This is a genomic window from Henriciella aquimarina, assembly GCF_002088975.1.
Classification (GTDB): Bacteria; Pseudomonadota; Alphaproteobacteria; order Caulobacterales; family Hyphomonadaceae; genus Henriciella; species Henriciella aquimarina.
The window spans coordinates 29,696-42,323 of the sequence record NZ_NCST01000032.1 but is presented as its reverse complement, the minus strand read 5'-3'; the positions used below and the strand labels follow the sequence as shown (position 1 = coordinate 42,323).

The window sequence follows — 12,628 nt, the reverse complement described above, 5'->3', positions numbered from 1 at the left end:
TGAGACATGGGCAAGAGATCAACGCCTGAAGAGATCATAGCGAAGCTGCGGGAGGTGGAGGTCCGCCTCGCGCGGGGTGAGACGACGGGTCAGGCCGTGCGTTCGATCGGGGTGACGGAACAGACATACTATCGGTGGCGCAAGGAGTATGGCGGGCTGCAGGTTGGCCAGGCCAAACGGCTGAAGGAGATCGAGAAGGAGAATGCGCGGCTGCGTCGCGCCATTTCTGATCTGACCCTCGACAACCAGATCCTGCAGGAAGTCATCAAGGGAAAGTTCTGAGCCCTTCACGCAAGCGCGAGGCGGTCGATCATGTGGTGGAGACACTCGGCGCAACCGAGCGCCGGGCCTGCCGCGTGATCGGCCAGCACCGTTCCACCCAGCGCAAGCCGCGTGTGCCACGCCAGGACGAGGATGTGCTGACAGCGGCCATCATCGCCCTGGCTGAACGGTTCGGCCGGTATGGCTACCGCCGGATCACGGCCCTGCTGAGACGGGATGGCTGGCATGTGAACGAGAAGCGGGTGTATCGCATCTGGCGGCGTGAAGGGCTGAAAGTGCCAATGAAACAACCAAAGAGAGGCCGTCTCTGGCTGAATGACGGCTCCTGCATCCGGCTGAGGCCGATGCACAAGGGCCATGTCTGGTCCTATGACTTCGTTCAGGACCGCACGCATGACGGCAAGGTGTTCCGCATGCTGTGTGTGATTGATGAGTTCACTCGCGAATGCCTCGCCATTCGTGTCGAACGCAAGCTCAACTCCCGCGATGTCCTAGACACGCTGGGCGAACTGTTCGTGCATCATGGCCCGCCGGAGCATATCCGTTCCGACAATGGCCCCGAGTTCATCGCCACGGCCCTGCGCGAGTGGCTTGGCCGGATCGGCGTGAAGACGCTCTATATCGAACCCGGTTCGCCTTGGGAGAACGGCTACTGCGAGAGCTTCAACTCCAAGCTCAGAGACGAGTTGTTGGCGAGGGAAATCTTCTATGATCTCAGGGAGGCGAAAGTCCTGATCGAGACCTGGCGGTGGCATTACAACACCGCGCGTCCGCACTCTTCTCTGGGCTACCGACCGCCCGCGCCACAAGCCATCTTGCCCGCGGCGTTCATACCGCCTTACTGTGGGGAGGTAGCGGCATGAACGCCGCTACGTGGGAACCGCCGGGCTAATAAATCTGGTGGACCACTCCGGTGGGGCAGACCAATCCGCTTTACGAGACTCTGAATGTTGAAGGGACACGTCACCTGCTGAAAACGCTGCAGGATTTCGAGGTTGAGCGCTTCATCTATTCCGGGACGATGCTGGTCCATCAGGCGAGTGATCCGGGCCAGCCAATCTCCGAAGGAACCGACCTCAATCCGAAATGGGCCTATCCCAAATCGAAAGCCGCCGCGGAAGACGTGATCCGGCAGGAACATGGGCGCATTCCCTACACCCTGCTCCACCTCGCCGGCGTCTATGACGAACATTCCGCCGTCCCGACACTATCGGAACAGATTCGGCGGATTTACGAGCGCAATCCGCACGGGCATGCCTATGCCGGCTCGCTCGCGGTTGGACAGGCCTTCGTCCACAAGGGGGATATGGTCGACGCCTTCAAGCGCGTCGTTGAGCGTCGGCAAGATCTGCCAGACGAAAACACCATACTTATCGGTGAGCCCGAAACGCTCAGTTATGGAGAGCTGCAGCAGGAAATTGCAAGCCTCATCCATGGCGAGCCCGGTTGGCGCACATTCACACTGCCCAAGCCTGTCGCCTCGCTCGGAGCCTGGCTGGAATCGAAGTCCGAGCCCGTTGTGCCCGATGACATCGATCAGGGTGAAAAGCCCTTTATCCGACCCTTCATGGTCGACATGGCGGACGACCATTATGAGTTGAACATTGAGCGAGCACGGCGCCTGCTTGGCTGGGAACCTCAGCATCGGATCCGCGATGTGCTTCCGGAGATGGTCGCTAACCTGAAAGCTGATCCAGCGGGCTGGTATGAGGCCAACGGGATCGGGCCGCCCAACTGGATGGCGGCAGCAGCCGAAGAAGACCATGATCCAGAACGGGTGCGCGCCGAAGCCGAACGGGAATCAATCAGCCAGCACAGTCAATTTATCTGGGCGCCCTTCCTGAATATGATCATGGGGGTCTGGCTGGCGACAAGCCCGGCAATGATTGCCTATGAATCAACGCCGCTCATCTGGAGTGACATTATCAGCGGCGGCCTCGTGGTCCTGCTGGGCTTTCTGTCCTTGTCATGGAAACTGCGCCTCGTGCGCTGGCCGATTGCCGCAATCGGCGCATGGGTCATGTTTGCGCCACTTGTCTTCTGGGCGCCCACGGGTGCTGTTTACATGAACGATACGGTCACTGGTGCCCTGATCTTCGGCTTCGCCGTTCTCGCGCGGCCCACACCCGGCGTCAGTCAGCCGGCCGCAGTGACCGGCCCCACGATTCCGCCGGGCTGGGATTTCTGCCCGTCCAGCTGGTTCCAGCGCGTGCCGATCATCGCGCTCGCCGTTATCGGCTTCATGATCTCGCGGCATCTCACCGCCTACCAGCTCGGCCATATCGATGGTGTCTGGGAGCCCTTCTTCTCCGGCGCAAGCCATAATGCGAAGAACGGGACGGAGGAAATCGTCACCTCGCGAGTCTCCGAAGCCTGGCCCGTCCCCGACGCCGGTGTTGGCGCCCTGACCTATCTGCTGGAAATCCTGACAGGTGTCGTGGGCTCGTCGCGGCGCTGGCGGACGATGCCGTGGCTGGTTCTTACCTTCGGGATCATGATCGTGCCGCTCGGCGTCGTCTCGATCACCTTCATCATCATCCAGCCCATTATCCTTGGTACGTGGTGCACGCTCTGCCTGATCGCCGCCGCCGCCATGCTGATCCAGATCCCCTATTCTGTCGATGAGCTGCTGGCGACCATCCAGTTTCTGGCCCGCCGCAAAAAGAAGGGGCGGCCCGTTCTTTGGGTTCTCTTCCGGGGCGACACAGACGATGGTGATGATCAGCGTCTGGAGGATGAGTTCCTCCGCCCGCCAGGCCGGATCTTCAAGGATATGGTCGGCGGGGGCATGACGTTCCCCTGGACGCTGCTGGCCAGCATTGCTCTCGGCGTATGGCTCATGTTCACACGCGTGACGCTTGGCAGCGACGGAAACCTGGCGAATGCCGAACATCTACTCGGTGCCCTGACGGTAACCGTGGCCGTGACAGCACTTGCCGAGCCGACCCGCACAGTGCGGCTGTTGAATATCTTCCTCGGCATGGCTGTCGCCTTGATGCCCTTTATCGTTCAGGCGAGCTTGCTGCAGACCGGCGCCGATCTCGCGGTGGGGCTCGCCATCGCAGCCCTGAGCTTTCCCCGTGGCAAGATCAACCATGTGTACGGCCAGTGGAGCCGGTACATTATCTGAAGGGAAGTCACGTTCCGGTAGCGGGTTTTGTCCTACCCGCAGAATATTGCCGCTTTGGCGGTTTGAGTTTGAGCACCGGAAATCGAGGAAATATCCGCCTCAGATCGCGGGCAGCTTGTCGATCATCTTGTCGAGCGTGACCGGATAGTCCCGCACACGCACGCCCGTGGCGTTATAGGCGGCATTGGCGATGGCCGCGGCAACGCCGCACAAGCCGAGCTCGCCGACCCCTTTCGCCTTCAGCGGCGTGGCCGACACGTCGAGCGTGTCCAGGAAGATCACCTCCTGATGCGGGATGTCCGCATGAACGGCAACTTCATAGCCGGCGAGATCGTGATTGGCGAAGAAACCGCGCCCTTGGTCGAGGGCGAGTTCCTCCGACAGGGCGCCGCCCGTGCCCATGGTCATGCCACCGATGACCTGGCTGCGCGCGGTGATGGGGTTCAGGATCCGCCCGGCATCGCAGGCTGCCAGCATGCGGCGCACGCGGGTTTCGCCCGTGCCGGCATGGACACCGACCTCCACGAAGTGCGCCCCAAAGGTGGCGTGGACCATGTTCTTCTTGAAGTCACCGAATTCCATCGTGTCTTCGGCCACGAGTTCTTCACCCTGGGCGATATCGACCAAGGCGGTTTCCATATCGCCATCGACCACATTTCCACCCTCGAAGCGTGGATCTTCAAGCCCGAGACGCTCGGCAATCTGCTGGCGCAGCGCGACACAGGCAGCGTACACGCCTGCCGTCGAGCTCGCCGCGCCCCACTGGCCGCCCGAACCGGACGAAACGGGATAGGAACTCTTGCCGAGTTGGACATCGACGGCCTCGAGCGGCAGCCCCATCGTTTCGGCGGCCGTCTGCGCAAGGATGGTGTATGAGCCGGTGCCGATATCGGTCATGTCGGTTTCAACGGTCAGCGAGCCATCCTTGAGCCGGACGCGCGCCCCGGACTTCATGGTCGGGGCACCGCGATAGGCGCCGGCCATGCCATGCCCGATGAGCCAGTTACCGTCACGCTGTCCGCCGGGTGTCTTGTTGCGATCGGCCCAGCCGAAAGCATCTGCTCCACGTCTGAGGCATTCGACGAAATGCCGGTCCGAGAAGGGTTTCATCGGATTGCCGGGCTTGATCTGGGTATCATTGGCAATACGAAACTCGACCGGGTCCATGTCCAGCTTTTCCGCCATTTCATCCATGGCGATTTCGAGGGCCATGAGGCCGGCCGTTTCACCCGGGGCCCGCATGGCATTTGCCTCGGGCAGGTTCATCTCGACGGGGTGATGAATGATGTAGCGATTGTCGCCGGCATAGAAGTACGGCGTCTGCGCAATGGCGTTCTCGCCACTGCCACCCAGCAAGGTGTGCGAGGCCGCTTCATGGCTGATCGCGGTGATCTTGCCGTCTTCGGCCGCGCCGATCTTGATCCGCTGGATCGTCGCCGAGCGGTGTGTCGTATTGTTGGCCACGAACGGGCGCGGCATGGCGAGCTTGACCGGTCGCCCGGCGGCGCGGGAGCCGACAGCCGCCAGCACGGCGTCGGAACAGACCCAGAGTTTTGCGCCAAAACCGCCGCCAATATAAGGGCTTTCAAGCGAAATCCTGTCCGGGTCGATGCTGAAGATCTTCGCCAGGGCCTGGCGACCCCATTCGATCATCTGGTTCGACGTCCAGAGTTTCATGTCGCCGCCATCCGACCAGTCGACGATGGACGCGTGCGGCTCCATCATCGCGTGCGACTCCGATGGTGTGGTGTAGACCTCATCCAGCGTCACGGGCGCCGCCGCAAAGGCTTCGTCGAAATTGCCGACCGTATCCGGCTCACCGGTGCCCTGCAGACGTTCGAATTCGGATTTCAGATCGAACTTGGCCTGTTCGACATCATAGCTCGTCTCGATGAGGGCGGCGGCCGCACGGGCCTGCTCGAAGGTCTCGGCCACAACCACGGCAATGGCCTGATGATAATGCTCGACCTTGTCACCCCCGAACAGGCGGGCGGCGTTATAGTCCCATATGCCGAGCGGTTCGATGTCGAGGGTCGTGACAACGGCCTTCACGCCGGGGGCTTTTTTCGCGGCCTCGGTATTCATCGAGGTGATACGGCCTTTGGCGATGGTCGACCCAACCGGGTAGCCGACGAGCTGGCCATCGACGACGTCGTGACGCTCATAGGCATACGGCGCCTGACCGGAAACCTTTAGCGGACCATCGATGCGCGTATGCGGCTTTCCGACCACCTTGGAGCGGTCGAACAGGTTCTGGTCGGCGGGCTTGTTGAATTCCATGACTTACTCCTCGGCCAGCATCGACGCGAGCGTGCGCTCGGCCAGAGTGATCTTGAAGGTGTTTTCCTCGGTCGGGCGGGCGCCATCGAGCAGGCGCGCCATCACCGCGCGGGCGCCATTCGGCAGCTCTGCATCGGCTTCGGGCCGCCGCCAGGGTTTTGGCGCGACACCGCCAAGTGCAACACGGCCGCTGCCATCCGGCTGGCGAATGAGCGCCACGGAAACGAGGGCGAACGCATAGGAGGCCCGGTCACGCGCCTTGTAATAGGCCTGTTTGCCGCCGACGGGTGCCGGCAAGACGACAGAGGTAATCAGCTCACCGTCCATGAGCGCGGTCTCTTTTTCCGGGGTATCGCCTGGCAGCTGGTGGAACTCTTCCAGCGGAATGCGCCGTGTCGCCCCGGATGGCGTTACCGTCTCCACGACAGCGTCCAGTACCCGAAGCGCCACGGCCATATCGGAGGGATGGGTGGCGATGCAGGAATCCGACGTGCCGATGATGCCGAGCTGGCGGGAAAATGCGCCTTCCGATAGTGCGCCGCACCCTTCCCCGGGCGAGCGTTTGTTGCACGGCATGGCCGTGTCATAGAAATACGGGCAACGTGTTCGCTGCAGCAGGTTGCCCGCCGTCGTCGCCTTGTTGCGCAACTGCCCGGAAGCCCCGGCGACCAGCGCACGTGTCAGGACCGGATAGTCCCGGCGCACCCGGTCATCCGCAGCGAGGTCGGTATTGCTGACCAGGGCGCCAAGTCTCAGGCCGCCCTCCTCTGTCTCTTCAACTTTGTCGAGCCCAAGGCCATTGACGTCGATCAGGTGGCGAGGCGTCTCGATTTCCAGCTTCATCAGGTCGAGAAGGTTGGTGCCGCCTGCGACGAACATGGCGCCCGGAACTTCGGCGGCTCTTGCGGCGGCCTGGCCGGCATTCGATGCACGTTCATATGAGAAGGATTTCATACCTGCTCTCCCGCGACCTCAGTGATCGCTTCGACAATGTTGGAATAAGCCCCGCAGCGGCAGATATTGCCCGACATGCGCTCTCGGATCTCGGGCCCGCTCATCTCAATGGGGGATGTCAGGTCGCTGGTTACGTGGCTGGGGACGCCCGCGCGAATTTCGTCGATCACAGCCTTGGCCGAGCAGATCTGGCCCGGCGTGCAGTAGCCGCACTGGAAGCCGTCATGGTCGACAAAGGCCTGTTGCATCGGATCGAGATTGTCCGGTGTGCCGAGACCTTCGATCGTAGTGACCTCGTCGCCCTCATGCATGACCGCCAGGCTGAGACAGGAATTGACCCGCGTGCCATTTACCGAAACCGTGCAGGCGCCACATTGGCCGTGGTCGCAGCCTTTCTTCGTGCCTGTCAGCTTCAGATGTTCACGCAGGGCATCGAGCAAGGTCGTGCGGTGGTCGAGCTCAAGGGTTTTTGTCTCGCCGTTGACCGTCATGGTTACCGCCGACTTTTCAGCCCCAGCGGGTTTGGACACCGGCGTCTGAGCCTGGGCTGTCTGGGCGAACCGAAGCGCTGCAGCCGAGGCGGCCGTGCCGATCAACAAAGTCCTGCGGCGCAGCTGAAACTCGATAGGCAGGTTCATACGAAGTCCTTTCCTGTCTGCGGGCGCATCGGGGGCCATGCTGGCGCTCATTATGTTAGGGCAATGACATATGAGCTGAACCCGGTGTTGGCTCATCAGTTCCATGAATGAGATTCATGGAACTAAATCCCGGACCATCTCATCTCTCAGGGATACGCTTCGCCGTCGGCCCTCCCCGGCCGATCAGTCGACTCTTTCGATACGCACGGGGATGTCCGTCTCTTTGATCAGGGCCTCCATCGACCCATCGAATTCACCAAGCCGAACGAGTCCACGAGACGTCTGGAAGGGTTTGTAGAAGATGGCGAGGTTCCCCCAGGGCGCATACACCGTGATGTCGCCTTTCTCCGGACGATAGCTGGCTGGAGCTTCCGACAGGTCCAGTGCGCGCGGCAGGTCCGCGATCTTTTCAGCACCATGGAAATCCGTAAGCGTCAGCTCAAGCGGAAGCATGGTGGCGAAGTCGCGGCCCGCGACGGTGTCATCAAGTGTCGCCGAAAGGACTTCGCCTTCGATGATGACGTTGATCCTTGTCATGGTTTGGTTCTTCCCTTGGTCGGCTTGTGTCTCCGCGATGGCCGGGCCGGCACAGACAAACATCGCGGCGAGACTAATCCAGAGGATCGGCGGGCGAGGCATACTGAGGCTCGGGTCTGCGGTTGCCATCCCATTTAAGATGTTCGTCCCCTGAGCGATTAGGGCCTTTCATTCGCTTCCTGTGATGAATGTGGTTCATCAATACCGGAGAGACTGCAGCTAAGCGGCCGAGGATCGCTCCGGCAGGGGCTTGGCGACGGCCACGATGACGGCACCGAGCAGCGAGAAGGCCGTCGTGGCCAGCACGGCCTCGTTCCAGCCTGTGAGAAGGCCGCTCATCCCGCCGCTTTCGGCGCCATGCGCGATCAGCACAGCTCCCAGGGTAATGCCGATAGCCGATCCGAGATAGCGCGCCGTATTATTGGCGCCACTGCCCATCGCCGCACGCTCATGCGGAACCGTCTCAACGGCTTGCCGGCCCAGTGCGGCATTGAGGATGCCATTGGCCGCGCCCGCCAGAAAGAGCCCCGGCAGCAGTCTCAGAACCGAACTCTCCTGTGAAGGACCAAGCAAGGTAAATTGGGCCAGGACGCACCCCAGAAGACCGCCCAGCAACAGGTAGCGCGGCGGGAGGCCTTCCGGCAGCCACCTTGCTCCAAGCGCGGTTATGACACTCGTCGCCGACCAGGCACAGAGAACAAAAGCGGCGACGCGCGGGTCAACGCCCATCGCGCGCTCCAGCAAGGTTGGCACGAGCGTCATGAGCGCCAATATGCCGGCCCCGGACGCAAAGGCGGCCATTGTCGCGCCAATGAAGCCGGGATTGCGGAAAAGCGAAAGGTCGATCAGGGGGGCTCGCAATCGCGATTCGATCCACAGAAACGCTCCGATTGCGAGACCGCCGGCGCCGATCAGAATGAGCACGCTCGAGCGCGCCAGACCCAGCCGCATTTCCGTCAGTCCGGACATGATCATGGCGAGCCCGACCATCAGGGTGATCGTCCCCAGCCAGTCGACCTGCCTGCGGCTGTCAGTTGCCGTATGCGGCAGAACAGCGAAGCTCACGAGAAGCAGAATGGCCGATATCAGACCAGTGCCCCAATAGGCCGCTGGCCAGCCACCAAAAGTGGTCAGAAAAGCTGCCAGGATGGGGCCGAGCGCCACCCCGCTCCCAAGAGAGGCCGCCCAGAAGGCACTCGCACTTGCGAGCGCGCGGCTGTCGGGAAATTCCGCCTTCAGCAGACCGAGTCCGCAGGCCATGACAGCCGCACTGCCAAGCCCCTGAGCTACGCGGGCCAGGATAAGGACCAGAGGCGTCGGCGCCATGGCGCCGGCCACAGACGCCGCCATCATGACGCAAAGCCCCCACAGGAAGACCGACCGACGGCCATGATTGTCCCCAAGCGCTCCGGCACCGAGCAGGCCGGTTGCGGCCCCGAGCGGCATGGCGCTGAGGAACCAGGCCTGCGCGCCGGGCCCGGCGGAGAGCGCTTCGGCAGTTGGTGCCAGCGTCGTCAGCGGCACGGTGAAGACGATCAGCGCAAGCATGGTCGCGCCGCACACCATGATCAGGGTCGCGGTGCGTCTTTTGTCTTGTTCGGGCATGAAGGAGATCTCACGGGGCCGGATTTCCCGTCCCGCGCCAGAGAGGATGGAGGCATGCGACCGGAGCGGCGGCGATAACCGGCCGCTCCGGCATGACTGTGAAGAAGGTTATTGCGCCGGTTCGGCGTTATACTGCTCGTCCGTCACCGGATCCATCCAGACGACGGTTTCATCGTCCTTGAATTGCTGGATGGCATAATGGCTCATCGAGGTCGTGGCGGTCGCGCCGTGCCAGTGTTTCACACCCGGCGGGCACCAGACGACGTCGCCAGGACGGAGAACCTGCTTGTCTTGGCCTTCCTCCTGGACCCAGCCCTTGCCTTCCGTCACGACGAGCCGCTGACCGGCCGGGTGCGTGTGCCAGTTCGAGCGCGCGCCCGGGAAGAAGGTGACCTTGGCGGCACTTCCGACGAAGGGATCGCTATTGGAATAGACCGGTTCAATAAGAGCGGTGCCGGTGAAATAATCGGCGGAGCCGACGGTCGCATCGCGGCTGCCATTCTCGCTGATTTCCTGGCTCTGCGCACAGGCGCCGGACACGGTGAGTGCGGCCGCAAAGACCGTCGCGGTGAGTTTGAACATGGAGTTCTCCTTTCATGTGAGGAAATTACGTGGAGAGAGCGGTCGGGGTTCATTCTTTCCGCGCATGATGGACTTCGTGGCGAAGCCAGACGACGCCGCCTTCCAGAATCTTGCAGTCGTGCAGGCGCAAATGCTGACCGGCGGCGGGATGGCTTCCTGGAGGACCGTGGTGTTCGAAGATGGCCGGTACGCCGGACAGGCCATCAAGGGCTGGACAGATCAGCGTGCTGACCTCGTCGATCAGACCGGCAGCCAGGAAGGCCCCGTTCGTCGCGCCGCCGCCCTCAAGCAGCAGGTGCCGTACGTCTCCATCATCTGGCCGAGCCAGTCGAGCGCCAAGCCCAGATCATGCCCGTCAGCGCCTGCAAAAACATAGGCCACCCCCTTCTCGCGAAGCTGGGAAAGGGTCTCGTCGCTCACCCGTTCCGACAGAATGCTGACAGCCTGTTCGCCATCGACGAGGCCGCTATCGAAGGCGATACGGCCCGACGGATCAATGACGATCGCAAGCTGTCGCCCGTCGCGCTCGACCATATGGGGTGGTCTGGAGCGTGGCGAAGCCAGCAGCTCCGGGGCATCATATTCGCCGAGATACTCCGCCATGGACTTCCGGCCGACGATCCAGCCGTCGGCGTCAAACGTCTCGGCGGTTGTGTCATAATGCTGGGTGACAAGGTGATCGATCGTGTCGCCGACCGGATCGCTCCAACGCCCCGGATGAAGGCGTCCGTCAAGCGAAGTGATCATGTGGCAGGTTATCTTCGGGCGCATGGTATCCCTACTTTCCGGAGGCAATGACGGTCATCAGTATCGGTCCGTTTGAAATGTGTGTCAGTCGGGCCCTTTGTGAATGGCATCCTGCTAGCTGGCTTATATGAGTACAGCTCATGGATAGGCTGGCTCCCAAGCCGACAAATGTCGGCCAAGTGATAGCAATAAACGAATTCACGATTAATCTGGTATAATGCGGAAGGTCTTATGAGGGCTGTTTATCAATGCTGAGAGAAAACATTGTCGACCTGATGTCGTTCATCGTGGTCGCGCGCGTGGGCAGCTTTACGCGGGCTGCGGCCCAGATCGGGGTGTCGCAATCGGCCCTCAGCCATTCCATTCGCGGCCTGGAAGACCGTCTCGGCATCCGCCTTCTCAACCGGACCACGCGAAAGGTGACCCCCACTCAGGCGGGCGAACGCATGCTGGAACGTCTCGAACCGCACTTGCAGGAAATGGAAGCAGAACTTGAAGGCGTGCTGGAGCTGAAGGACCGGCCGGCCGGCATCATTCGCATCACGGCCATCGACTATGCCGCCGACACCATTCTCTGGCCCAAACTCGCCCCTGTCTTGAAGGCGTATCCGGACCTGAAGGTCGAGATTGTCACCGATTATGGCCTGACGGACATCGTGGCCGAACAATTCGATGCCGGCGTGCGGCTCGGCGAACAGGTATCCGAAGGCATGATCGCTGTTCGGATCGGGCCGGATTTCAGGATGCTTGCCGTGGCCGCGCCCTCTTATTTTGTAAACAATCCGCCGCCCAGAACGCCTCAGGATCTGACAGACCACACCTGCATCAATCTACGTCTCCCGACACATGGCGGGCTTTATGCCTGGGAGTTCGAAAAGGACGGTCGCGAGATACGCGTGCGGGTGGATGGCCAGCTCACCTTCAACACGATCGGACCGGTCGCCGAGGCCGCACGCAATGGCTATGGGCTGGGTTATGTGCCGGAAGGTCTCGTCCGTGAGGATCTGGACCGTGGCGACCTCGTTGCCGTCCTGGAAGACTGGAGCCCGCCCTTCCCCGGATACTTCTTGTATTATCCCCATCGCAGAAAGGGCTCCCCGGCCTTCAGCGTCATTCTGGACGCCCTGCGCTATACGGGCGACTGACAGGCCACGTCTCCAACGCCGCGCTAATAAAAGGCACTCCTTCCCGTTTTCCACGCAGGCAAGTGTGCTTGTGCTAGACTGAGAGCATGACGGATTACAGGGCTCTGCGCGAAGAGATGGTCGAAACCCAGCTCGTTGCGCGCGGCATTTCAGACAAACGTGTCCTTGCCGCGATGGCAGAAGTGCCGCGTGAACGCTTCATGCCGGCTGAATATCGCGCGGAAGCCTACAAGGATGGCCCGGTTCCAATCGGCGACGGGCAGACCATATCACAGCCCTATATCGTTGCCCTGATGGTTGAACTGGCGGCTATCGAGCCAGACGACAGAGTGCTGGATGTGGGGCTGGGCTCGGGATATGCCGCTGCCGTCTGCGCCAGAATTGCGAGCCACGTCTACGGCATCGAGCGTCATGAGACCCTGGCGCATCGGGCCCGAAAGACACTCGACACGCTTGGTTATACCAACATTTCCATCCGCACCGGCGATGGCACGCTGGGATGGCCAGAGGAAAGCCCTTTTGACGCTATTCTCGTCGCCGCTGCCGGCCCGGTGCCCCCTGCCCTGCAGGCCCAACTCGTCACTGGCGGACGGCTCGTCATGCCGGTTGCAACCGAAGATGGACGACAGGTCCTGACACGGCTGGTCCGGGTCAATGAGGATCGCTGGGAGGCCTCGGAAGCGGGCGGCGTGAGTTTTGTCCCGCTGATCCAGGGCTAGTTTCTCAGC

Annotated in this window: 12 protein-coding genes; 4 read left to right on the top strand and 8 right to left on the bottom strand. The window is 61.7% G+C overall.

Going from position 1 to position 12,628, the window contains the following annotated elements:
* The first annotated feature begins 6 nt into the window (after nt 1-6).
* Nucleotides 7-1,145 (top strand): IS3 family transposase gene (locus B8784_RS04935; RefSeq protein ID WP_143435295.1). Its coding sequence is split into 2 segments (ribosomal slippage): nt 7-265 and nt 265-1,145, totalling 1,140 coding nucleotides; the frame shifts between segments, so codons are not numbered across the junction.
* Nucleotides 1,146-1,195: 50 nt separating this feature from the next.
* Nucleotides 1,196-3,412 carry a vitamin K epoxide reductase family protein gene (locus tag B8784_RS04930; protein WP_233355973.1) on the top strand — a complete coding sequence of 739 codons (2,217 nt, stop codon included), beginning with the start codon at nt 1,196-1,198 and terminating at the stop codon, nt 3,410-3,412.
* Nucleotides 3,413-3,511: 99 nt separating this feature from the next.
* Here the strand turns inward: B8784_RS04930 and paoC are convergent, their stop codons facing one another.
* From paoC to B8784_RS04895, 8 genes are all read right to left on the bottom strand, one after another.
* Entirely contained in the window at nt 3,512-5,692 is a 2,181-nt protein-coding gene (paoC, locus tag B8784_RS04925; RefSeq protein WP_084396498.1) for an aldehyde oxidoreductase molybdenum-binding subunit PaoC, read from the bottom strand.
* A 3-nt stretch (nt 5,693-5,695) separates the two neighbouring features.
* Nucleotides 5,696-6,646, bottom strand: coding sequence for an FAD binding domain-containing protein (locus B8784_RS04920; protein ID WP_084396497.1), 951 nt, complete (start codon nt 6,644-6,646; stop codon nt 5,696-5,698).
* Nucleotides 6,643-7,284 carry an aldehyde dehydrogenase iron-sulfur subunit PaoA gene (gene paoA, locus B8784_RS04915; RefSeq protein ID WP_084396496.1) on the bottom strand — a complete coding sequence of 214 codons (642 nt, stop codon included), beginning with the start codon at nt 7,282-7,284 and terminating at the stop codon, nt 6,643-6,645. The genes B8784_RS04920 and paoA overlap by 4 nt, the downstream gene beginning before the upstream one ends.
* Before the next feature lie 183 nt (nt 7,285-7,467).
* Nucleotides 7,468-7,950: a cyclophilin-like fold protein gene (locus B8784_RS04910; RefSeq protein WP_233355972.1), complete on the bottom strand. Its 483-nt coding sequence runs from the start codon at nt 7,948-7,950 to the stop codon at nt 7,468-7,470.
* Between the two features lie 90 nt (nt 7,951-8,040).
* Nucleotides 8,041-9,426: an MFS transporter gene (locus B8784_RS04905; RefSeq protein WP_084396495.1), complete on the bottom strand. Its 1,386-nt coding sequence runs from the start codon at nt 9,424-9,426 to the stop codon at nt 8,041-8,043.
* 108 nt (nt 9,427-9,534) lie between these two features.
* Nucleotides 9,535-10,008 (bottom strand): (R)-mandelonitrile lyase, encoded by a 474-nt coding sequence (locus tag B8784_RS04900; protein WP_084396494.1) that lies wholly within the window; start codon nt 10,006-10,008, stop codon nt 9,535-9,537.
* Between the two features lie 49 nt (nt 10,009-10,057).
* Nucleotides 10,058-10,264, bottom strand: coding sequence for a hypothetical protein (locus B8784_RS22155; protein ID WP_407646467.1), 207 nt, complete (start codon nt 10,262-10,264; stop codon nt 10,058-10,060).
* Nucleotides 10,249-10,755 (bottom strand): hypothetical protein, encoded by a 507-nt coding sequence (locus B8784_RS04895; protein ID WP_233355971.1) that lies wholly within the window; start codon nt 10,753-10,755, stop codon nt 10,249-10,251. The genes B8784_RS22155 and B8784_RS04895 overlap by 16 nt, the downstream gene beginning before the upstream one ends.
* Nucleotides 10,756-11,003: 248 nt before the next feature.
* Here B8784_RS04895 and B8784_RS04890 point away from each other — a divergent pair, with 248 nt between their 5' ends.
* The gene (locus B8784_RS04890) at nt 11,004-11,900 is read left to right on the top strand and encodes a LysR family transcriptional regulator (protein WP_084396493.1); all 897 of its coding nucleotides are present in this window, start codon (nt 11,004-11,006) and stop codon (nt 11,898-11,900) included.
* 86 nt (nt 11,901-11,986) lie between these two features.
* Complete coding sequence (locus B8784_RS04885; protein WP_084396492.1) at nt 11,987-12,619, top strand: protein-L-isoaspartate(D-aspartate) O-methyltransferase; 633 nt, start codon at nt 11,987-11,989, stop codon at nt 12,617-12,619.
* Nucleotides 12,620-12,628: the final 9 nt, after the last annotated feature.